This window comes from Dokdonella sp. (assembly GCF_041395345.1).
In the GTDB taxonomy this organism is placed as follows: domain Bacteria; phylum Pseudomonadota; class Gammaproteobacteria; order Xanthomonadales; family Rhodanobacteraceae; genus Dokdonella.
This window is the reverse complement of record NZ_JAWLAR010000008.1, coordinates 50,534-72,053: the sequence shown is the minus strand read 5'-3', so window position 1 is coordinate 72,053 and position 21,520 is coordinate 50,534. Positions and strand designations below refer to the sequence as shown.

The window sequence follows — 21,520 nt, the reverse complement described above, 5'->3', positions numbered from 1 at the left end:
CACTCAGGCGGCGCGGGAAGCGCGCTTGCGGTCGTTTTCGGTCAGGTGCTTCTTGCGCAGGCGGATCTGCTTGGGCGTGACTTCAACCAGCTCGTCGTCCTCGATGAACTCCAGCGCCTGCTCGAGCGACATCTTCACCGGCGGCGTCAGCTGCACGGTCTCGTCCTTGCCGGCGGCACGCACATTGGTCATCTGCTTGGCGCGCAGGGCATTGACGGTGAGGTCGTTGTCCTTGGCGTGGATGCCGACCAGCTGGCCTTCGTAGATTTCGTCGCCTTCGCTGATCAGCAGGCGTCCGCGCTCCTGCAGGCTGATCAGCGAGTAGGCAGGCGAGGGGCCCTGGCCATTCGAGATCATCACGCCGTTGTTGCGCTTGGCGATGGCGCCTTCCGAGCGCGGACCGTAGTGGTCGAACACGTGGAAGAGCAGGCCGGTGCCGGCGGTGACGGTACGGAACTCGGTCTGGAAGCCGATCAGGCCACGAGCCGGAATCATGTATTCGAGGCGCGCGCGGCCGCGACCATCGAGCTCCATGTTGACCAGCTTGCCGCGGCGCATGCCGAGACGCTCCATGACGCCGCCCTGAAACTGTTCTTCCATGTCGACGACGAGCTGCTCGAAGGGCTCCTGCATCTCGCCATCGACTTCCTTGATGATGACTTCCGGTCGCGACACGGCCAGTTCGTAGCCTTCGCGCCGCATCGTTTCGATAAGCACGGACAGATGCAGTTCGCCGCGGCCGGACACCTTGAACTTGTCCGGATCCTCGGTTTCCTCGACCTTCATGGCGACGTTGTGCAGGGTTTCGCGCATCAGCCGCTCGCGAATCTGGCGGCTGGTCAGGAACTTGCCGCCGCTGTGTTCCTTGACCCCGGCGAACGGCGAATTGTTGACCTGGAAGGTCATGCTGATAGTAGGCTCGTCGACGTGCAGAACCGGCAACTGCTCAGGCGCATCCTGCGCGCAGATGGTGTCGGAAATGCTGAGCCCCTCGATGCCGTTGATCGCGATGATGTCGCCCGCTTCGGCTTCGTCCACCTCACGGCGCTCCAGGCCCATGAAGCCGAGCACCTGCAGCACTTTCGCATTGCGCTTCTTGCCGTCCTTGTCGACCACGGCCACCTGCATGTTGGTACGCACCTTGCCGCGCTGGATGCGGCCGATGCCGATCAGGCCGACATAGTTGTTGTAGTCGAGCTGGCTGATGCGCATCTGGAACGGACCGTCCGGATCGACCTGCGGCGGCGAGACATGCTTCATGATCGCTTCGTAGAGCGGGGTCATGTCGCCCGAACGCACATCGGAATCGAGACCGGCGTAGCCGTGCAGCGCAGAGGCGTAGACGACCGGGAAATCGAGCTGCTCGTCAGTTGCGCCGAGGCGGTCGAACAGGTCGAATGTAGCGTTGAGTACCCAGTCCGGGCGCGCGCCGGGACGATCGACCTTGTTGATCACGACGATGGGCTTGAAGCCCATCTCGAAGGCTTTCTGGGTTACGAAGCGCGTCTGCGGCATCGGTCCGTCCATCGCGTCGACCAGGATCAGCACGGTATCGACCATCGACAGCACGCGTTCGACTTCGCCGCCGAAGTCGGCATGGCCCGGCGTATCGACGATGTTGATGCGGTTGTCGCGCCAGGTGATCGCGGTGTTCTTGGACAGGATCGTGATGCCACGTTCCTTTTCCTGATCGTTCGAATCCATCACGCGTTCGGCGAGCACGGTACGTTCGCTGAAGGTGCCGGATTGCTTGAGCAGGCAGTCGACCAGGGTGGTCTTGCCGTGGTCGACATGGGCCACGATCGCGATGTTGCGGAGTTTTTCAATAGACATACGAAATACCGGGCGACCTCGTCATGGGCCGTCACAGGGAAGGGAGTAAGGGGCCGCGGGAAACCGGCAGCCGCATATTATGCCCGTAAATCATGACCAGCGCTTGAATTTTCCAGGATTTCGACACCGTGGGCGACCTTTGCCGGGCGCGGGTGCTGGCGACCCCCTGTCGACCCCTTGACCCGAATCCTGCCATCGAGAACGGATTCGCCGGGATTGGCGAGTAATCCGCGATGCGGTCGGTCACGGTCGGTATTTTTCTACCAGCCCGTCAGTCCCGTCGGACTAGGACGTGCAGGATCCTGTCGAGGAGGGCGCCGCCGGCCCTGGCGGTGTCGAACTGCCTCCCGACAACCTCATTCTGCCGAATACGCCGAAATCGTTTAGGCTAGGCAGTTCGTAAAGCGGAGCCCAGTAATGAATACATCGTCACACCTGACTGCACTGTTTGCCACATCGCGCGGTCCGATCCGGGTCAATCTGTTCGGCGACAAGGCCCCGATCACGGTGGCGAACTTCGTCAACCTGGCGCAGCGTGGCTACTACAACGGCTTGACGTTCCACCGCGTCATCCCCGATTTCATGATCCAGGGCGGTTGTCCGAATGGCAGCGGCACGGGTGGGCCGGGCTACCGTTTCGAGGACGAGATCGTGCCTACACTCAAGCACAATTCAGGCGGCGTGCTGTCCATGGCGAACGCCGGTCCGGGAACCAATGGCAGTCAGTTCTTCATCACCCACGTGGCGACTCCGTGGCTGGATGGCAAGCACACGGTTTTCGGCATGGTCGACGGGCCCGAAGACCAGAAAGTGGTCGATGCGATTCGTGGTGGCGATACCATCGAATCGATCACCATTGATGGCGATACCAGCGCCGTGTTCGAGAAGGCCAAGCCGCAGCTCGAGAAGTGGAATGCGGTTCTGGATGCAAACAAGTAGGCCGAGCAGGGCAGCACCGGCGGGCAGGGTCGGATGCGCAACCATCAGCTGCAGCCTGTCTCTACCCGAATTGAACAAAAAAACGCCGGTTTCCCGGCGTTTTTCTTTTGCTGGTGACTACTTTTTCCTGGTGGCGAGGCTGTAGAGCACCAGAAGGATGATGGCGCCGATCACCGATCCGATGAATCCGGCCGTCTGTCCTGCCTGATACCAGCCCAGCGTCTTGCCGAGAAAGGTGGCGATGAAGGAACCGGCAATACCGAGCAGGATGGTGACAATGAACCCGCCCGGATCTTTCCCGGGTTTGAGGATCTTTGCCACGATACCGACCAGAAAGCCGATGATGATGGTCATCAAGATGCCATTGGTGCCGCCAAATATTTCCATCCGGGTTGCCCTCTGCTGGTGAAGATCAGGCGCACTCTACAACCGATTGCACCCGCTTGCTGCACTCGGGATCGAATTTCAGGATTGTTTGCAGGCAGGGCGGGCGTCGCGCCCGGGATGGTCGGGATGACAGCCGAACCGCTGCGATCCCTGTGCTAAAATCGCGTGCTTTTTATCGCCCCCCCACATCCAGCTCAAGAGGTTTTCATGCCGCGTCTAGCCGCCCGAATGAGTCGAGCCAAGCCCAGCGCAATCATGCTGATTGCCGAAAAAGCCAAGCAACTCAAGGCTGCAGGTCGGGACATCATCAGTTTCTCGATCGGTGTACCCAATTTCCTGCCCGGCCCGCATGTCTACCAGGCGGCCCGCGATGCGCTGGAGAAGGACAGTGGGCAGTACGGTTCGAACCGCGGCCCGGATGGCCTGCTTGACGCGTTTCTCAAGCATCTCGAGGAAGGCGGCCTGACCGGTTACCAGCGTTCCAACCTGGCGACGGGCATCGGTGCCAAGCACATGCTCTACAACCTCGGCGAAGCCTTGCTCGACGCCGGCGATGTGATCGTGTTCCCGGTGCCGTACTGGACCACCTATCTCGACCTGGCCGAAATCCTCGATGCCAAGGCACGCATGCTGCCGTGTCCGTCCGGGCAGAACTACAAGCTCACGCCGGAACAACTCGATGCAGCACTGCCCGGGGCCAAGGTATTCCTGTTCAACAATCCCTCGAACCCGACCGGCATGGTCTACACGAAGGAGGAAATCGCCGCGCTGGCCGATGTGCTGGTTCGCCACCCGGATGTCTGGGTGATCTGCGACGACATCTACAACCGCATGGTCTTTGACGGCGTCGGCTACCACAACTTCGTCAACGCGCGCCCCGAGTTGCGCGATCGCGTCATCCACGTCGACTCGATTTCCAAGACCTACGGCATGCCGGGCTGGCGCGTCGGCTTCATCGCGGGGCCGGAATCGGTGGCCAATGCCGTGGTCACGCTCAACTCCAACCACATCACGAACGTTCCCGAAGTGGTCAATGCAGCCGCGCGTGCGGCCCTGGAAGGTCCCCAGGATGTGCCGGTCGAAAAGAATGCAGAGTTCTCCGCCCGGCGCGACCAGGTCTATGACGCGCTGACCGCCATTCCCGGGGTCATCTGCCCGCGTCCCCAGGGCGCCTTCTACGCTTTCCCGAATATTTCCTGTGCCTTTGGCAAGTCGCACAACGGCATCAAGATCAACAACGACGTGGATTTCTGCAGTGTCCTGCTGGAGGCGAAGGGTCTGGCCTGCGTGCCGGGCAGCGCCTTCGGCGATCCGTTGGCGTTGCGCATTTCCTATACCTGTCCGGCCGAACAGCTGGCGCCTGGCATGCAGCGTTTCCAGGAATTCTTCGCCGAACTGAAATGAATGCGAGGTCCTGCATGATTCGCGCGCTTGCATTGGGATTGATCCTGGGCCTGCTTTCGGCCTGTACGCAGGAAGTCGACATGGTCGGCCTGCGCGAGCAGATTGGAGATGATCCGGTGATCATGCTGTCGACATCGACCTGCGGCTACTGCAAGAGGTTGCGCGCTGACCTGGCCGACTGGAACGTCGAATTCCGCGATATCGATGTCGAGTCGAGCCGCTTGGGCCAGTACGCCTACGAAATGCTTGAGGGTCGCGGCGTACCGATTCTGCTGGTCGGCGACAGGACCGTGCATGGATACTCTCCGGAACGGGCACGCGCACTGCTCACCGCCGCCGACCTGATTCCGACACCCAGCAAACAGTAACCACCCCACATACTGCGAGGTTGATGCAATGAAAGCTCCTGTCCGAGTTGCCGTTACCGGTGCTGCCGGTCAAATCGGCTATGCACTTCTGTTCCGTATTGCCGCTGGCGACATGCTGGGCCCGGATCAGCCGGTGATCCTGCACCTGCTCGAAATCACGCCCGCGCTGCCGGCGCTGAATGGCGTGGTCATGGAACTCAATGACTGTGCATTCCCGACCCTTCACGGCGTCGTCGCGACCGACGATGCAAATGTCGCATTCAAGGATGTCGACTATGCCCTGCTGGTTGGTGCGCGCCCGCGTGGACCGGGCATGGAGCGCAAGGACCTGCTCGAAGCCAATGGCGCGATCTTCGGCCCGCAGGGCAAGGCGATCAACGACCACGCAAAGCGCGACGTGCGCGTGCTTGTGGTCGGCAATCCGGCCAACACCAATGCGCTGATCGCGCAACAGAACGCACCGGATCTCGATCCCGGTCGCTTCACCGCGATGGTGCGACTCGACCACAACCGCGCCATCAGCCAGCTCGCGGAAAAGACCGGCGCGCTGAATACCGACATCTCCAGGGTCACGATCTGGGGCAACCACAGTTCGACCCAGTATCCGGATATCCACCAGACCATGGTCAAGGGCAAGGCGGCTCTGAGTCTCGTCGACCAGTCCTGGTACGCGGACGAGTTCATTCCGCTGGTGCAGCAGCGTGGCGCGGCCATCATCAAGGCGCGCGGCGCATCGTCCGCAGCGTCGGCCGCTTCGGCTGCCATCGACCACATGCGCGACTGGACGCACGGTACGGCCGAGGGCGATTGGGTGTCGATGGGTATTCCGTCGGACGGCTCCTACGGTGTGGAACCGGGCGTGATCTTCGGCTATCCGGTCACGATCAAGGACGGCAAGTATTCGATCGTGCAGGGAATCGACGTCAATGAATTCTCCAGGGCCCGCATCGAGGCCACAGAGAAGGAATTGCGCGAAGAGCGTGCCGCCGTCGAAAAGTTGTTCGCGAGCTAGCATCGCTCGCCTTGAGCAGGATGCGGCTCGTCAGGCCGGATCCTGCTGTGCGAGACTTCGGGCGTGGGCGGTGCCGGAGTCTTCAACTTCCTGTTGACGTGCTGGCGCGTACGACAACTGCCCGGATTTCCCAGCCACGGACCACGGATAGATGCTTCGAACACCGATCATCCGCAAACCCATAGCGCTTGTGACCGACTTCATGCGGGGCGAAGCCGCGGGCGGCTTCGTGCTGATGGCCGCTGCCGCGCTGGCCCTGATCGTGGCGAATTCGCCGGTTTCCGAGCTTTACTTCGAATCCCTGCATGCCTATGTCGCCGGCATGAGCGTCCTGCACTGGATCAACGACGGCCTGATGGTCGTCTTCTTCCTGCTCGTCGGACTCGAGATCAAGCGAGAAATCCTGGTCGGACAGCTGTCGAGCTGGCCGCGACGTGTTCTGCCGGGGATCGGCGCCCTCGGTGGCATGCTCGTGCCGGCATTGATCTACTTCGCGTTCAATCGCAATGATCCGGAGGCCTTGCGCGGCTGGGCCATACCGACCGCGACCGATATCGCCTTCGCCCTTGGCGTGCTGTCCCTGCTCGGAAAGCGGGTTCCGGTATCGATCAAGGTATTCCTGACCGCGTTGGCCATCATCGACGACCTCGGTGCGGTCATCATCATCGCGCTGTTCTATACGAACGAGTTGTCCACCCAATACCTGCTCATGGCTGCGGGTGTCCTGGCCGTGCTCGTCGTCCTGAATCGCAGCGGTGTGCGCAACCTGTGGCCCTACATGTTGCTCGGCGCCTTGCTCTGGTTCCTGGTTCTTCGTTCGGGCGTTCATGCCACCCTCGCCGGTGTTGCGCTGGCGCTCACGATTCCGCTGCGCATGAAGAACGAGCTCAATGATCCGCCTCTGATCACGCTCGAGAATTCACTGCACAACGTGGTTCCGTTCCTGATCATTCCGTTGTTCGGCTTTGCCAATGCCGGCCTGTCCTTCGAGGGGCTCAGCGTGAGCAACCTCGTCGACCCGTTGACCCTCGGTGTCGCCCTCGGTCTCTTGCTCGGAAAGATCATCGGTGTGTTCGGATTTTCCAGCGTTGCGATCGGGCTCGGCTTTGCGCGGTTGCCGCAGGAAGCGAGCTGGAGCCAGCTGTGCGGCGTGGCGTTGCTCTGCGGCATCGGCTTCACGATGAGCCTTTTCATCGGTTTGCTGGCGTTTGCGAACCATCCGACGCTGCAGAGCGAAGTCAAGGTCGGCATCCTTGGCGGTTCGCTGGTTGCGGGGATCCTCGGTTTCATCGTCCTGCGCCTGGCCGGCTCGCGATCCGAATCGAAAACCGAATCGTCCGATTGATTCGACAGCAGGTGTGCAAGGCGGGCCTGCGGCTGAGGCGTCGCCGCATTGAAGGCCGGACGTGTTGATCGACCTGTCGCCAGGCCCGGGATTTCGCCTGTCCATCATGTGGAGGGATTGATCATGGGAAACGCCTATCGGTCTGCAATGCTCTGGTTTCTCATCACGATCGGCCTCGGAATCGCACCGCTTGCTGCGCACGAAGTGGAGGGCCACGCACCGACGGCCGGCCTTGGCACCGTGGAGTTTCCGACCTCAGCGAAATCCGCACAGGCCCAGGCAGCATTCGAGCGCGCCGCCCTGCTGCTGCATCTGTTCGAATATGAGGATGCGGCTCTCGCATTCGTCGAAGCGCAATCGCTGCAACCCGATTTCGTGATGGCGGTCTGGGGCGAGGCGATGACGCACAATCATCCGCTCTGGAACCAGCTTGATGAGGAAGCCGGCCGCAAGGCGCTTGCCAAACTCGGCAACACGCCTGCGGAAAGATCCGCCAAGGCCGCGACGGAACGAGAGCGAGCCTACCTGGAGGCGGTCGAGATCCTGTATTCGGGAGAAGGCGACAAGCCATCCCGGGATGCCCGCTACTACGAGGCGATGAAGGCGCTCGCCGAGGCCTGGCCCGAAGACAACGAAGCCCAGCTCTTCTACGCGCTGGCGCTGGAGGGCCGCAGTCAGGGCGTGCGCAACGTGCCCGACTACCTGCGCGCGGCCGAGATTTCGAAGCGCGTCTTTGCAAAGAACCCGCTGAATCCGGGCGCCGCGCACTACTGGATCCATGGCATGGACGATCCCGAGCATGCCAACGGTGCGATCGAGGCGGCGCGCGCGCTGTCGAAGATTGCACCGGACGCCGGTCATGCCCAGCACATGACTTCGCATATCTTCATTGCGCTTGGCCTCTGGGATGATCTTGTCCAGGCCAACGAGGAAGCGACACGGGTCGTCTATGCGCATGCGCGAGCGACTGGCAAACCGGTCCTGCGCTGCGGCCATTACAGCGAGTGGCTGGAATACGGCTACTTCCAGCAGGGTCGATACCTCGAAGCAGGCCAGATGCTGCTTTCCTGCGAGAAAACCGGCAAGGCTGCCCTGGCCGAACTGAAAGGCAAGGCCGGCGAAGCCCGGCTCGCCGAACGCTACGCTGGATCCCTGCCGACGATGCGGGCGACTGCCATCATCGAGTCGGGCGACTGGGACGGAGCAGCGGTCAAGCTGGCCATGCCTGAGATGCAGGATGTCTACGCACAGGCGGAAACCTTGTTCGTCAGCGGTTATGCCGCGGCCCAGCGTGGCGACCTCGATGCGGCAGAGTCCGCGTTGGCATCCCTCGAGAAACTCATTGCATCGAGCCAGCCTGACCCCGAGTTCCTCGCCTTGCCGGGCTACCTGGACATATTCCGTGACAATCTTACGGCGCTGATAGCATTCAAGCGCGGCAAGCACGAGGTGGCGCTGGCGCGGGTTCGCGCCGCGGTCGAGCGCTTGCAAGGCATGGCCTTCGATTTCGGACCGCCGCCTTCGGTAAAGCCGCCGCAGGAGTTGCTCGGTGAATTGCTGCTGGCCCGGGACAAGCCTGATGAAGCCGCGGCCGCATTCAGCGCCTCGCTGGAAATGGCGCCACTCCGAGCGCTCTCCTTGCTCGGGCTGGCACGAGCGCAAGTGGCGGGTGGTTATGCAGAAGCGGCTGCGAAAACCTACTCGAAGCTGGTAGCGATCTGGCATTCGGCCGACCCGCAATTGCCGGGACTGCTCGAGGCCCGAGCCTTCCTGAGCAGGCACGACGCCGGATAGTGCCCTTTTACAGGGAAGGGAATCGGAATTCGGGGGTCGACTAGAGCTTTCCGTGTTCGAGCGGGCGCTCGCGATGGGTCAACGCCCATTCGGCGTGTTCGGCAAGGGCGGCTTCGCCCAGGGCACGCAGGATTTCCTGTTGTCCGCGCCTGTCCTTTTCTTCGGCCAGTGCCTGGCGTGCGCCCGAAAAAATGTTGCGCATGAATACGTACTGCTTGATCAGCTCCTTGTCGGCCTTGCGATAGGAGTACGACTCGCGCGCAGCGGCGATGATTGCCAGCACGCCCATCGCCGCGATGAGCGCAGTGGTGAGGTCGTCATCGAGGCGTCCGTGGAAAAGCGCGAGGCCGACAGCGAGCGTCATGCCGGTCCACAGGCACAATCGCGCTATCAGGTGGGTGGTCCGATGCACGCGCATGCGGGCCTCCGATCGCTTCGCGTAGTAGCCAAGCTGACCATCGCGATCGGGTGATCCGATCCACTCCTCGATCACGGCTTTCAGTTCGGGTTCGCTGACGCCTTCGCGATCGGGTGCAGTGACCCCTGCCGCACGCATCACGTTGCGGATCCAGCCCAGCTCCACGTCCTGCTTCTGCATGAAGTTGTCGTGGGCGAACGCGATCGAGTCGGCCGCGGCAACGCCGGCGCGGTACCAGTAGCGTTGCACGCGCAGACCTTCGGCAAGGGCGCGGTAATCGATGTACTTGCGATGCCATTCGCGGCGGCGAGCCAGGCGGTCGAGAATGACGCCCGCACTGAACAGCAGGATGAACAGGTAGATCATGTCTGCCTGATTGACCAGGCCGCTCGGCAGGTCGGAGTAGCAGACAAAGGCAATGCCCATCAGCGCGGCCAGCACGTGGATGCCGCGCATCACCAGCAGCACCCGGCGCTGGAAATGCATGGCCAGCCGGTCCGCAGCGGCAAACAGCCGATCAATCGACGCGGGCTTTTCCTGCTTGGCTGCCGAGGCCGGATCGGCAGCCCTGCCTATCAGGTCTTCGCAATACTTGTCTGCATCGGCGTTGAACTGGACCATGCGACGAAAGACCTGGCGGAATTCCGTTGGCATGCCTTCGGCGGAGGGGCGGATCGAACTCTGGGTCAGCCAGCGCGCTTCAAGGGCCTGCAAGGTCTCCAAGGGTGGCCTGACCGGACTCCCGTTGTCCGAGCGCGAACAGGCGATGTGATAGAGCAGGCTCTCGTCCCCACGATCAAGCAGTCTTCTCGCACCGCTGCGCCGTTCGATGACGCCGGGAAGAACGCCATCGAGGTAGTAGCGGACGATTTGCGCGGTACCTCCCACCAGATCGGAATCGCGGCCGTCCCAGATCGCCAGCAGGATGTGACTGTGGCTGGCGACGAAAACCCCGGCTTCGGCATACTGCGCATCGCGCTGGGCGCCACGTACGGAAACGCCTGAAGCCGAGTTTCGCGCCAGCAAGGGCAGCTGGACAACTTCGGCGCGCTCGCACAGACGGACGAACTCATCGCGACTTGCGCTATCGTCGAAATCTTCCATGTAGGACTGACGCGACAGGGGCAGGGGAGCTATCAGGCGGGCGCCCGCTTCGAGCGCTTCGCGGGCGACCAGCTGGTCGCCGCCTTCGGCCAGCGCGGACAGCACGACCAGCGGCAGGTCGGGAAAGGTTTCGCGAAGTTGCAGGAAGAAGTGCCGAACGCGCTCGCGAAGTGCGGCCACCTCGCCGCCGGCAAGGTTTCGATGGCTGGTGACGCCGACGATCAACGGCGTAATGGATGCAGGTTCGCTGGCCAATGAAAACCCCGTGCCACTCCCGGTATGTCCGTGCTGGAAGGCAGCCATGACTTCGCGCAGCGTCCCCGTCGACTTGCGGCGCAACGAGCTCGGGTCGGAAGTATTGCACGAAGCATGAAACGCCCGCTTCCGGTTTTTCGCAGCCCGCGACGAGGGCTGTCCGGCAACGGCCCTTGCTGCAACGAAATTCATGCCAAACACGTAACATGCAGCATTCGAGCCCCGAGACCTGGAAGCGGGTTGCCGGGTTGGCCAGGCGACGCAGACACTTCATCTCGATGACATCCGCAGATTTCCGAAACCGGGTCGATAGCCATCTGGCGGCTGGGCGCCAGCGAGAGGCCCTGATTGTTCTGGACGAGTGGCGATTGCAGAGTCCGGGTCAGATCGAACCCGAGCTGTTGCATGCGCGAATCGAACTGGGCAATGGCCAGTTTCGCGAAGCCCGACGACGCCTCGTCGAGGCGGCAGGTACGGCTGAATGCCCGGCTCGGCTGGTCGCCGAGACCCTCCGCCACCTGCGCTTGTTCGTTGCGCATGACGCAATGATCGAGTGGGCAGGCAAGTACCCGGATCGGCCTGCCATCGCTGCGGTCGATCAGGCCGAGGCGGCAAAGATGCTGAGTGCCATCGGAGCGCAGGAACTGGCCCTCGACTGGGCTCGCGAGGCTGTCGCCAAGGCGCCCGGCAATGACTCGTGCCGAAGTACGCACGCCCTTGTGCTCGGTTTCGGCGGTGATTTCGGCGCTGCCCGGGACGAGCTTGAACCCATTGCACGGAAGCCGCATGGGCTGGCCATGGCTCACTGGCAACTGAGCCAACTGGGTCGCCAGACCGTCGAATCCAACCATGTGGACCGATTGCGTGAGCGCCTGCGCCATTGCGCCGACGCACGTGATCGTGCCTTTCTCGAATTCGCGCTGTTCAAGGAGATGGACGACCTGGGGGATGTCGACGGCGCCTGGGCGGCGCTGGCGCAGGGATGCCAGACGACGCGCAATCGCCTGCCCTACAACCGCCTGGCACGTCAGCGCCTGTACGACGCGATCATTCAGCGCTTTCCGACGATGCGCGAAGCGCAAGCGAGCGTCGAGGACGGGCCCGTGCCCATTTTCATTGTGGGCATGCATCGCTCCGGGACGACCCTCGTCGAGCGCATCCTTGGTGCGCATGCCGAAGTCTTCGACTACGGGGAATCACAGCGACTGAGCAATGCATTGCGGCTCGGCGCCAACCATTATTGTTCCCAACTGCTCGACGCGGAGCTGGTAGCCAGTGTCAATCGCCTGGATCACTCGAGCGTGGCCAGGAATTTCCTGTCCGAAGGCCGCACCCGCTTTGGCTCGGCCCGCTACGTGACCGAGAAGATGCCCGGCAATTTCCAGCTCATCGGATTCATCCGCAATGCGCTGCCGCAGGCCAGGGTGATTCATGTCTGCCGGGATCCGATGGACCTGTGCTTTGCCAACCTGCGCGAATACTTCGTCGATGGCGTCCGCTACAGCAACTCGATGGAGGATGTCGCGCATTTCCACGCCCAGTATCGGCGCCTGATGCGGCATTGGCATGCCTGCTACCCGGGTTTCGTGCTCGACGTGAATTACGAGGACCTGGTCAGCGATCCGGCCGCCGAATCGAAACGGCTGTACGAATTTTGCGGCCTCGACTGGTCGCCGCAGGCCATCGACATGTCGGCGAATGCAGGCAAGGCAGTCAATACCCTGAGTACGGTCCAGGTGCGCAGTTCGATCAATACCCGCAGCGTCGGTCGCTGGCGGCCGTACGCGACCTGGCTTGAGCCCCTTCGCCTGTTGCTCGAACCCGACAGGGTCTGACGCCGGAGCAGTCCGTCCGCTGGCGGCTTCAGGCGGCCGCCGCGAAGCGGAAGTGGCCAGGACAGGCCATGCAACGACCTTCGGTGGGTTAAAATGATCGTTTTCCGGGAGATTCCATGGCCAGTCTCGAGTCCGCCGGCACGCGTTTCCGCGCTGCCCTCTCGCAGGAAACACCCTTGCAGGTGATCGGCGCGATCAATGCCAATCATGCCTTGCTGGCCCGTCGTGCCGGATACCGCGCGATCTACCTGTCGGGTGGGGGCGTAGCGGCGGGTTCACTCGGCATGCCCGACCTTGGCATCAATACGCTGGACGACGTGTTGATCGACGTGCGTCGGATCACCGACGTCTGCGACCTGCCATTGATGGTCGACATCGATACCGGATTCGGTCCCAGCGCCTTCAACATCGCACGAACGGTCAAGTCGTTGATCAAGGCCGGCGCGGCCGCCTGTCATATCGAAGACCAGATTGGCGCCAAGCGCTGCGGCCACCGCCCCGGCAAGGAAATCGTCACTGCCGGGGAGATGGCTGATCGCGTCAAGGCGGCCGCCGATGCCAAAACGGATCCCGGCTTTTTCCTGATCGCGCGCACCGATGCGATCCAGGTCGAGGGCGTCGATGCCGCCATCGAGCGCGCAGTCGCCTGCGTCGAGGCAGGAGCCGACGGCATCTTCGCCGAGGCCGCCTATGATTTGCCGACCTACAAGCGCTTTGTCGATGCAGTGAAGGTGCCCGTCCTGGCCAACATCACCGAGTTTGGCAAGACGCCCCTGTTCACGCGCGAGGAACTCGCCTCGGCGGGCGTTGCCATCCAGCTCTACCCGCTGTCGGCATTCCGGGCCATGAACAAGGCCGCCGAACACGTCTACGAGGCGATTCGACGTGACGGCCACCAGAAGAACGTGATCGACACGATGCAGACGCGAGAAGAGCTGTATGAGCGCATCGGCTATCACGAGTTTGAACAACACCTCGATGAACTGTTCGCGAAGAAAAGCTGAGCCAATGCCAAGATCCACGGTCATCCGCAATGCGATCCAGCAACGATGAACAAGCCACGTTCCGGCGCTAGCTTCAGCGCCGCAAGAATCGATCGGCGGCAGACCGCGCACAAGTTGCTGCAGGCGGAAATAGAGAAGCTGCCTGCCGACGAGCGTGCGGTCATTGAACGATTCATTGCGCGTCGTAGCGTTTCGCGGAATATCGCGAGGGAATTCGATGCAAGCCTCAGCTTCGGCGAACGCCTCTCCGATCAAGTTGCGGCGGTCGGCGGCACCTGGACCTTCATCATTGTCTTTCTCTCGGTCCTGGTCCTGTGGATGCTGCTCAACACCTGGCTGCTGGCAGGCAAGGCATTTGATCCGTACCCCTACATCCTGCTCAATCTGTGTCTTTCCTGCGTTGCCGCGGTCCAGGCGCCGATCATCATGATGAGCCAGAATCGCGCGAGTGCCGCGGACCGGATGCAGGCGCAGCATGACTACGAAGTCAACGTGAAATCCGAACTCGAAATCATGCAAGTGCATGAGAAGCTCGACGAGATGCGCGAGCGCGACTGGGCCTCCCTGGTCGACGCCCAGAACCGCCAGATCGAGTTGCTGCAGCGGCTGGTTGAGCAGCTGTCGGGTATCGGGCCCTTGCCGGCCGGGCACAAGTCGGGAGAAGACCTGCCATGAACCGTACAACGCGTGAGGATGTGATCGACAACCTTGTCGCCATGATCAGCAACGATCGATCGCCGGGGTGGAGCGGATGAGCGACGCCGGCAACGAAACGGATCGGGTCCGCTCGGTGGAAATGCCCCGAGCGCAGCCTCGGCAAAGGAACTGGGATGCCGTTACGGCCATGGTGGCGGTGTTTATCGGCGTGCTGGCGCTTCTGGTATCGGGATACACCGCCTATCTCCAGCGTCAGCAGGTCCGCGCCGAAGTCTGGCCGAACCTGCTGATCGGGTTTTACGATCCGGACCAGGCCATCGGTGTGCACAACAAGGGAGTCGGGCCCGCCATCGTGCGCTCGCTGCGCGTCTGGGTCGACGGCAAGCCAGTGCGCAGCTGGGCGGAAGTCCTGGGGGCACTCGGTATGACTGCCGAGGGCTACGTGGTGTCTACGGTCAGCAATACCGTGATAAGCCCGGGCGAGCGTGTGCTTGCGATCTCCGTGGCAGATACCTCTGGCTGGAAAGTCTTTCGCGACGGCATGGCCAGCCGCGTGCAAAGCGAGATCTGCTATTGCTCGACGCTGGGCGAGTGCTGGCTGCAATCCGGTCGTGAGCCGGATCGACTCCCCGGCGATTCCGAAATCGATCAATGTCCGGCACTGCCAGAAAGCGAATCCTTCAGGGATTGACCGGAACAACTCAACGACCCGCCGCGCCGTTGCACGGGTCCCAATGGAGAAAGCCATGAGCGAATCAGCGACCCCATTCAAGCCCAAGAAGTCGGTAGCACTGTCCGGAGTCGCTGCCGGCAATACGGCGCTGTGCACGGTAGGCAAGACCGGCAACGATCTTCACTATCGTGGCTATGACATCCTCGATGTCGCCACGACCTGCGAATTCGAGGAAATTGCGCATCTGCTCGTGCACGGCACCTTGCCAACCCGCGCTGAACTGGCTGCGTACAAGAGCAAGCTCAAGTCGCTGCGCGGCATTCCCGCCTCGCTCAAGGCCGCGCTCGAGCAGATTCCGGCATCGGCGCATCCGATGGACGTCATGCGCACCGGCGTTTCGGTTCTAGGCTGCGTCATGCCCGAGAAGGATGACCACAATCATCCGGGGGCGCGCGACATCGCCGATCGCCTGATGGCGTCACTGGGTTCGATCCTGCTTTACTGGTACCACTTTGCCGTCAACGGAAAGCGGATCGACGTCGAGACCGACGATGATTCGATTGGCGGCCATTTCCTGCACCTGCTGCATGGAAAGGCGCCGAGCGCGCTGTGGACGCGCGCCATGCATACCTCGCTGATCCTTTACGCCGAGCACGAATTCAATGCTTCGACATTCGCATCGCGCGTGATCGCCGGAACCGGCAGCGACATGTATTCCAGCATCGCCGGCGGCATTGGCGCCTTGCGCGGACCCAAGCATGGTGGTGCCAACGAGGTCGCCTTCGAGATCCAGAAGCGCTACGACACGCCCGACCAGGCCGAAGCGGACATCCGCGAACGCGTCGGCCGCAAGGAAGTCGTGATCGGTTTCGGCCATCCGGTCTATACGGTCAGCGATCCGCGCAACGTGGTCATCAAGGAAGTCGCCCGCGAGCTGTCGGCCGAGCAGAAGAACATGAAGATGTTCGACATCGCCGAACGCCTCGAATCGACGATGTGGGAGATCAAGAAGATGTTTCCCAACCTCGACTGGTTCAGCGCGGTCAGCTACCACATGATGGGCGTGCCGACCGCCATGTTCACGCCGTTGTTCGTGATCTCGCGCACCGCGGGCTGGAGCGCCCACGTGATCGAGCAGCGTATCGACGGCAAGATCATCCGGCCCAGTGCGAACTACACCGGTCCGGAAGATCTCAAGTTCGTACCCATCGAGGATCGCTAGCGATCAATCTGCAGAAGCCTGGGTTCAAGATCAGTCCGACGCAGAAGAAAAAAGCCGCGGGGAGCCGCGGCTTTTCAAGTTTCGAGTAGTGCGTCATTCGAATCCGTTTTCGAACACGGTGTCCGGAAGATTGCCCGGTCCGCCGACGAACAGGATGTCGTTGGGATCGTTGCGATAGTTGCCTTGCAAAGCGGCGTCCACGGTCAGCTCCCAGGTTTCTGCATCAATGCGCTGCGCGCCGGCGAACGAATACCATCCGAACGTTGTTGCGTCTCCCGGGATGCGCGGGCCGTAGTTGCGCCATTTCCAGTTCGAATCGAAATTGGCGCCGTGGAACGTCACCCGCACCTTGGCAAGGCTGCAGTTGGGCAGCGAGAAGCTGACCAGTCCCCAGGGAGAATGGCTGTCTGGCGCTCCAGCCGGATCCGGCGGATAAAGATCGGCCTGCAGGCTGGCGCTGTCGTTGAGCTGGCTGCAGCCGCCCGATACCGGCACGATCTCGATCGTTGTCTGGACGATGCTGCCATTGCTCGCCTGGGTTCCCGGGTCGGCGAGACTGCCGGGTGCGGAGATCGATGCGACGGAAGTCTGGTTGGCGTCCGGTATGCCGTCGTCATTGCCGTCTCCGGCTAGCACGCCGTTCTCGACGGCGGACGGCGAACCATCAAGATCCGGGTCGGCCGCTGCGGTGTAATCCCAGACGCCGGCGTTGGTTCCGATCAGCACGCGAGCAGGTGCGCCGGGTGCGCGCGCCGGCATTGCCAGCGACGTGGCGGAGTCGGCCGGCAGTCCGATGCTGATCGAGTTCCAGCTGGCCCCGCCGTTTGTTGTCACATAGACGCCGCCCGGATTGGCGCCATCGCCGCCCGTGCCTGCATAGACCGTGTCTCCGGTCGGGTCCATCGGGTCGATGAACAGGGCACGCACATCCTGACCTGCGATGCCGGTGCTTGATTCGCTCCAGTTGGCACCCCCGTCGACGCTCTTGTAGATGCGGCCGATGGTCGTCGGCGCATAGAAGTTGATGACCCCGGCATACAGGATCTGCGGGTTCACCGGGTTGATGGCCAGCGCCAGCACGTCGTAATGGGAGCTGGCCGGTGAGAGGACATGCGGCAATCCGTTGCTGGAGTGGACCCAGCTCGCGCCGCCATCCGTGGACTTGAATACGCCATTGGGCAGGGTGGGTTCGCTTGCGCCGCTGGCCGTGGAGTCCCAGGAAAGAAAGCTGCCGATGTAGATGGTCTGCGTGTCAGTCGGATCGAACACGAGTGGAACGATGCCGCCCATCCACGCGTAGTTGAAGGCGCCCGTCGGGCCGAGGTCCTGTGGCAGCGGCAAGCCGGTCTCCGATGGCGTCCAGAGGCCGCCGGCATTGGTGCTCTTGTAGATGCGAGCGGAGTTGTAGGGCAGACCGGGAGCGCTGAGATTCGGGCGGCCGCCACCGGCAGCGAAGAGGGTCTGCAGCGGGCCGCTGCCGATCGGGCAGGGACCCGATGCAGGAGGCGCAGCGCAGGATCTTGGATCGGGTGCAATGCTGCGCACGGTACCCATGTCGGGTTGGCCGGCTATCAGGGCGATGCCATTGTCGATCGTGGTCCAGGTGTTGCCGGCATCAGTGCTCTTGTAGATGCCACCGTCCTTGTTCGCATTCGTCGGAATGCGCTCCGAGCGTCCGGCTGCGTAGACCGTGAAATTCTCCGCGGTCAGAATATCGTTGTCGACCGTGGTCGGGTCGATCGCGATCGAACGGATCTGTTCGGCGTTCAGGCCTGTCAGTGAGGGCGCCCAGGCACTGCCGCCATTGGAAGACTTGTAGATCGCGTTGGTCGTAGTGAAGGAGTCGCCAAGACCGGCAAGGACGACGGCACCGGCGGGATTCGTATCGACTGGATGCGTGGCCAGGGCGCGTATGTTGACCGATTCGTAGCCGTTGTTGATCGTGCTCCAGTTGGTTCCCCCATTGGTGGTCCGGAACAGGCCGCCATCCACCGTTCCTGCCCAGAGCGTTGCGGTGCCGGGATAGCCGGGGTGGATGGCCAGCGCGCCCGCCTGGACCGGGTCGGTTCCATTCACGCTGAGGCCATTGGCGGCTGTCCAGGAGATCCAGCCAGGCGCACTCACATCAGCGGTGAAGTGCACGCCGTTGTTGCTGCAGGCAACGAACAGAGCCTGCGCGTCCGCGGGATGCGCGGCCATTGCACGGAAGTTGCCGCAACCCGCTCCTGCCGACGGCAGGGACAGCGCCGACCAGCTCGCTCCTCCATTGCTGCTGGTGGCGGCACTGGATCCATCACCGACATGGATGCGCTGCGGATCCACCGGTGAAACAACCAGAACGCTGACCCCGAACAGTCCCGGAGGCTGGTTTGCCAACGGCGCCCAGCTAGCGCCACCGTCAGTACTCTTCAGCAAGGTCGCGCCGCCAAAGGCCGATGCATCGGCGTACTGAACACCCATGTACAACGATCCATCGGCAGCAAACACGATCTTGCTGAACTGGACAGTGGTGCCTCCGGCGCCCGGTCCGATCCAGGTGCTGCCGCCATTGGTCGAGACATAGGCGCCGAGCGAAGTGGCGATGGCGATGCTGTTGCTGGTTCCGCGGCGCAGGGATACGTCGTAGATGTAGTTGTCAGGGGGCAGCGGTGTGCTCAGCGGTACCCAGAGGTCGCCTCCATTGCCTGAACGAAACAGCTGGTAGAAGCTCGACAGGTAGAGAACCGGCGCCGAGGTGCCGACAGCGATGCCCTGCGCGTAGACGGCTTCGGGAAGGCCGACCTCGATGCGCTGCCAGCTCGTTCCCGAACTGAGGCTGCGGAATATTCCGCCGCGGCCGGTCGCAATCAGCGTGCTGGGCCCGGGCTCATAGACTGAAAGCGAGTAGTTCGATCCGCCGTACGGGCCGGCGCTGCTCCAGCTGCCGACAGCGGCGATCGCCGGCAGCCCGGAGATCATGACAAACAAGGTGGCGAAGCAGGTCTTGACTGCGAGGGGCTTCAGCGGAAATGCGTGCATGCGACTCTCTCCAGGACGTGTCCGGACCACTCTAGAAGCTGGGCCTGGAACAATTCGTGTCAATGTCGACAGACAAAACGCGACTCAGTCGACATTTCCGGATTGAAGCACAGAACGCTGTTCAGGATTGATCAGAGTGTGGCAGCGAGTCGTGTGCCCTGATCGATGGCGCGCTTGGCATCGAGTTCGGCGGCAACATCGGCACCGCCGATCACATGCGTCGCAATACCGGCACCGGTCAGTTCGTCAACCAGGCTGCGATTCGGCTCCTGGCCGGCGCAGACGACCACGTTGTCGACCTCGAGCAACTGAGGCTTTCCAGCGACCGTGATGTGCAGGCCCGCATCGTCGAAGCGTTCGTAGCTGACTCCCCCAAGCATCTGCACGCGCTTGGCCTTGAGCGTGGCCCGGTGGACCCATCCCGTCGTCTTGTTCAGGCGTGCGCCGAGCCGGCCTTCGGTTCTTTGCAGCAGCCAGACCTGGCGTTCGGGTTTCTCAGGCCTTGCCTGGACAAGTCCGCCCCGGTGCTCAATGTCGAGATCGACGCCCCATTCAGTCGTCCAGCGTTCCACATCGGTCGTAGGCGACGGTGCGTCCTCGACGAGGAACTCCCCAACATCGAAGCCGATGCCGCCGGCACCGATGATGGCAACGCGCTGTCCCACGGGCTTGTTGTCGCGCAGCACGTCGAGATAGCTCAGGACGCGCGGATGATCGCTGCCCGGAATGCGCAACGTGCGTGGGGTGACGCCGGTGGCAACGATGACCGCATCGAAGCCGGACGCGCCGAGAGAGTCTGCACTGGCCCGCGTAGCCAGGCGCAGCTCGACGCCGGTATCGGCAATGCGGTTGCGGAAGTAGCGCAGGGTTTCGTGGAACTCCTCTTTCCCGGGGACCCGTTTGGCCATGTTGAACTGCCCGCCGATTTCTTCGGCCTGGTCGAACAGGGTCACCGCATGCCCGCGTTCGGCCAGGGTCGTTGCGGCGGCAAGGCCGGCCGGACCTGCACCGACAACGGCGAACCGTTTCGGCGTTGTCGTGGGCGTGATCAGCAATTCGGTTTCGTTGCAGGCACGCGGATTGACCAGACAGGTTGCGTGGCGATTCTCGAAGACATGATCGAGACAGGCCTGATTGCAGGCGATGCAGGTGTTGATACGGTCAGCCTTGCTTTTGCGCGCCTTGTTCACCCATTCCGGATCGGCCAGCAGCGGGCGTGCCATCGAAACCATGTCGGCATCGCCGCGAGCGAGGATCCGCTCGGCGACATCAGGCATGTTGATCCTGTTGGTCGTGATCAGGGGCAGGGACACCTCGCGCTTGAGTTTGGCAGTCACGCCCACGAATGCGGCGCGCGGAACCGAGGTGACGATGGTTGGAACACGGGCTTCATGCCAGCCGATTCCGGTATTGATCAGCGTCGCCCCGGCCGCTTCGATCGCCTTGGCCAGGGTCACGATCTCGTGCCAGCTCTGCGCGTTGTCGACCAGGTCAAGCATGGACAGGCGGTAGATGATGATGAAGTCGCGCCCGACCGCGGCGCGCGTGCGACGCACGATCTCGATCGGGAAGCGCATGCGCTTCTCGGGGCTGCCGCCCCATTCATCCTCACGCGTATTGGTTCGTGCAGTGATGAACTGGTTGATCAGGTAGCCTTCCGAGCCCATGATTTCGACGCCGTCGTAGCCGGCATCCTGGGCCAGTTTCGCGCAGTCGGCGAAATCGCCGATCGTGCGCTCGACGCCGCGCGTGGACAGTGCGCGTGGCGCGAACGGCGTAATCGGCGACTTGATCTTCGATGCGCCGACGGAAAGCGGATGATAGGAATAGCGTCCGCCATGCAGGATCTGCATGCAGATGCGTCCGCCCTCGGCATGCGTCGCCTCAGTGATCTTGCGGTGTCGTGCGACATGCCAGGGCATGGTCAGGCGGCCATCGAAAGGCTTGAGCCAGCCCTCCAGGTTCGGCGCAATTCCACCCGTCACCATGAGACCCACGCCGCCGCGTGCGCGCTCGGCGAAATAGACGGCCAGGCGATCGTAGTTCCTGGCCTTGTCTTCGAGGCCCGTGTGCATCGAGCCCATCAGGACGCGGTTGGGCAGGCTCGTGAAGCCGAGATCAAGCGGGGCGAACAGGTGTGGATAGTCCATCAGGTCCTACCGGATTCAAACGATCGTTCAAGATGCCTGCATGCGCGTCAGTCGGCAAGTCCAATGATTGCCGGACCCGTGTCCGATGCGATCACGGGCTCT

The 21,520-nt window shown here is 62.4% G+C and carries 16 protein-coding genes; 11 read left to right on the top strand and 5 right to left on the bottom strand.

Features of this window, described 5'->3' with window-relative positions; genetic code table 11:
• Nucleotides 1-3 precede the first annotated feature (3 nt).
• Nucleotides 4-1,833: a translational GTPase TypA gene (gene typA, locus R3F00_RS08840; protein WP_371281421.1), complete on the bottom strand. Its 1,830-nt coding sequence runs from the start codon at nucleotides 1,831-1,833 to the stop codon at nucleotides 4-6.
• Between the two features lie 417 nt (nucleotides 1,834-2,250).
• Here typA and R3F00_RS08835 point away from each other — a divergent pair, with 417 nt between their 5' ends.
• Nucleotides 2,251-2,772: a peptidylprolyl isomerase gene (locus R3F00_RS08835; RefSeq protein ID WP_371281420.1), complete on the top strand. Its 522-nt coding sequence runs from the start codon at nucleotides 2,251-2,253 to the stop codon at nucleotides 2,770-2,772.
• A 117-nt stretch (nucleotides 2,773-2,889) separates the two neighbouring features.
• On the opposite strand, the gene R3F00_RS08830 is transcribed toward R3F00_RS08835, so the two are convergent.
• Complete coding sequence (locus R3F00_RS08830; RefSeq protein ID WP_371281419.1) at nucleotides 2,890-3,159, bottom strand: GlsB/YeaQ/YmgE family stress response membrane protein; 270 nt, start codon at nucleotides 3,157-3,159, stop codon at nucleotides 2,890-2,892.
• A 207-nt stretch (nucleotides 3,160-3,366) separates the two neighbouring features.
• On the opposite strand from R3F00_RS08830, the gene R3F00_RS08825 reads away from it, so the two are divergent.
• The 5 genes from R3F00_RS08825 (at nucleotide 3,367) to R3F00_RS08805 (ending at nucleotide 9,082) form a co-directional block, all read left to right on the top strand.
• Complete coding sequence (locus tag R3F00_RS08825) at nucleotides 3,367-4,563, top strand: pyridoxal phosphate-dependent aminotransferase (RefSeq protein ID WP_371281418.1); 1,197 nt, start codon at nucleotides 3,367-3,369, stop codon at nucleotides 4,561-4,563.
• Nucleotides 4,564-4,577: 14 nt separating this feature from the next.
• Nucleotides 4,578-4,931, top strand: coding sequence for a glutaredoxin family protein (locus R3F00_RS08820; RefSeq protein ID WP_371281417.1), 354 nt, complete (start codon nucleotides 4,578-4,580; stop codon nucleotides 4,929-4,931).
• Between the two features lie 28 nt (nucleotides 4,932-4,959).
• A complete protein-coding gene (locus tag R3F00_RS08815) occupies nucleotides 4,960-5,943 on the top strand; it encodes a malate dehydrogenase (RefSeq protein ID WP_371281416.1) in 984 nt (327 codons plus the stop codon).
• Between the two features lie 151 nt (nucleotides 5,944-6,094).
• A complete protein-coding gene (gene nhaA / locus R3F00_RS08810) occupies nucleotides 6,095-7,288 on the top strand; it encodes a Na+/H+ antiporter NhaA (RefSeq protein WP_371281415.1) in 1,194 nt (397 codons plus the stop codon).
• Between the two features lie 123 nt (nucleotides 7,289-7,411).
• Nucleotides 7,412-9,082 carry a hypothetical protein gene (locus tag R3F00_RS08805; RefSeq protein WP_371281414.1) on the top strand — a complete coding sequence of 557 codons (1,671 nt, stop codon included), beginning with the start codon at nucleotides 7,412-7,414 and terminating at the stop codon, nucleotides 9,080-9,082.
• Nucleotides 9,083-9,122: 40 nt separating this feature from the next.
• Here the strand turns inward: R3F00_RS08805 and R3F00_RS08800 are convergent, their stop codons facing one another.
• Complete coding sequence (locus R3F00_RS08800) at nucleotides 9,123-11,051, bottom strand: DUF4231 domain-containing protein (protein WP_371281413.1); 1,929 nt, start codon at nucleotides 11,049-11,051, stop codon at nucleotides 9,123-9,125.
• Nucleotides 11,052-11,065: 14 nt separating this feature from the next.
• Here R3F00_RS08800 and R3F00_RS08795 point away from each other — a divergent pair, with 14 nt between their 5' ends.
• The 5 genes from R3F00_RS08795 (at nucleotide 11,066) to prpC (ending at nucleotide 16,250) form a co-directional block, all read left to right on the top strand.
• Nucleotides 11,066-12,694, top strand: a complete 1,629-nt coding sequence (locus R3F00_RS08795; RefSeq protein WP_371281412.1) for a sulfotransferase — start codon at nucleotides 11,066-11,068, stop codon at nucleotides 12,692-12,694.
• A 116-nt stretch (nucleotides 12,695-12,810) separates the two neighbouring features.
• On the top strand, nucleotides 12,811-13,698 hold the full coding sequence (prpB, locus tag R3F00_RS08790; protein WP_371281411.1) for a methylisocitrate lyase: 888 nt from the start codon (nucleotides 12,811-12,813) through the stop codon (nucleotides 13,696-13,698).
• 45 nt (nucleotides 13,699-13,743) lie between these two features.
• Entirely contained in the window at nucleotides 13,744-14,373 is a 630-nt protein-coding gene (locus tag R3F00_RS08785; protein ID WP_371281410.1) for a DUF1003 domain-containing protein, read from the top strand.
• A 76-nt stretch (nucleotides 14,374-14,449) separates the two neighbouring features.
• Complete coding sequence (locus tag R3F00_RS08780) at nucleotides 14,450-15,046, top strand: hypothetical protein (RefSeq protein ID WP_371281408.1); 597 nt, start codon at nucleotides 14,450-14,452, stop codon at nucleotides 15,044-15,046.
• A 55-nt stretch (nucleotides 15,047-15,101) separates the two neighbouring features.
• Entirely contained in the window at nucleotides 15,102-16,250 is a 1,149-nt protein-coding gene (gene prpC / locus R3F00_RS08775; RefSeq protein ID WP_371281407.1) for a 2-methylcitrate synthase, read from the top strand.
• Between the two features lie 93 nt (nucleotides 16,251-16,343).
• Here prpC and R3F00_RS08770 read toward each other — a convergent pair whose 3' ends face one another.
• Nucleotides 16,344-19,268 carry a WD40/YVTN/BNR-like repeat-containing protein gene (locus tag R3F00_RS08770; RefSeq protein WP_371281406.1) on the bottom strand — a complete coding sequence of 975 codons (2,925 nt, stop codon included), beginning with the start codon at nucleotides 19,266-19,268 and terminating at the stop codon, nucleotides 16,344-16,346.
• Nucleotides 19,269-19,399: 131 nt separating this feature from the next.
• The gene (locus R3F00_RS08765; RefSeq protein ID WP_371281405.1) at nucleotides 19,400-21,418 is read right to left on the bottom strand and encodes an FAD-dependent oxidoreductase; all 2,019 of its coding nucleotides are present in this window, start codon (nucleotides 21,416-21,418) and stop codon (nucleotides 19,400-19,402) included.
• Nucleotides 21,419-21,520: the final 102 nt, after the last annotated feature.

Bases quoted from the DNA above. Each gene is read 5' to 3' on its own strand.
- R3F00_RS08820 (WP_371281417.1), top strand. From the start codon at position 4,578: ATGATTCGCGCGCTTGCATTGGGATTGATCCTGGGCCTGCTTTCGGCC.
- prpB (WP_371281411.1), top strand. From the start codon at position 12,811: ATGGCCAGTCTCGAGTCCGCCGGCACGCGTTTCCGCGCTGCCCTCTCG.
- R3F00_RS08780 (WP_371281408.1), top strand. From the start codon at position 14,450: ATGAGCGACGCCGGCAACGAAACGGATCGGGTCCGCTCGGTGGAAATG.
- R3F00_RS08770 (WP_371281406.1), bottom strand. From the start codon at position 19,268: ATGCACGCATTTCCGCTGAAGCCCCTCGCAGTCAAGACCTGCTTCGCC.
- typA (WP_371281421.1), bottom strand. From the start codon at position 1,833: ATGTCTATTGAAAAACTCCGCAACATCGCGATCGTGGCCCATGTCGAC.
- R3F00_RS08825 (WP_371281418.1), top strand. From the start codon at position 3,367: ATGCCGCGTCTAGCCGCCCGAATGAGTCGAGCCAAGCCCAGCGCAATC.
- R3F00_RS08765 (WP_371281405.1), bottom strand. From the start codon at position 21,418: ATGGACTATCCACACCTGTTCGCCCCGCTTGATCTCGGCTTCACGAGC.
- R3F00_RS08830 (WP_371281419.1), bottom strand. From the start codon at position 3,159: ATGGAAATATTTGGCGGCACCAATGGCATCTTGATGACCATCATCATC.
- R3F00_RS08785 (WP_371281410.1), top strand. From the start codon at position 13,744: ATGAACAAGCCACGTTCCGGCGCTAGCTTCAGCGCCGCAAGAATCGAT.
- R3F00_RS08815 (WP_371281416.1), top strand. From the start codon at position 4,960: ATGAAAGCTCCTGTCCGAGTTGCCGTTACCGGTGCTGCCGGTCAAATC.
- R3F00_RS08795 (WP_371281412.1), top strand. From the start codon at position 11,066: ATGCAGCATTCGAGCCCCGAGACCTGGAAGCGGGTTGCCGGGTTGGCC.
- R3F00_RS08800 (WP_371281413.1), bottom strand. From the start codon at position 11,051: ATGAATTTCGTTGCAGCAAGGGCCGTTGCCGGACAGCCCTCGTCGCGG.
- R3F00_RS08805 (WP_371281414.1), top strand. From the start codon at position 7,412: ATGGGAAACGCCTATCGGTCTGCAATGCTCTGGTTTCTCATCACGATC.
- prpC (WP_371281407.1), top strand. From the start codon at position 15,102: ATGAGCGAATCAGCGACCCCATTCAAGCCCAAGAAGTCGGTAGCACTG.
- R3F00_RS08835 (WP_371281420.1), top strand. From the start codon at position 2,251: ATGAATACATCGTCACACCTGACTGCACTGTTTGCCACATCGCGCGGT.
- nhaA (WP_371281415.1), top strand. From the start codon at position 6,095: ATGCTTCGAACACCGATCATCCGCAAACCCATAGCGCTTGTGACCGAC.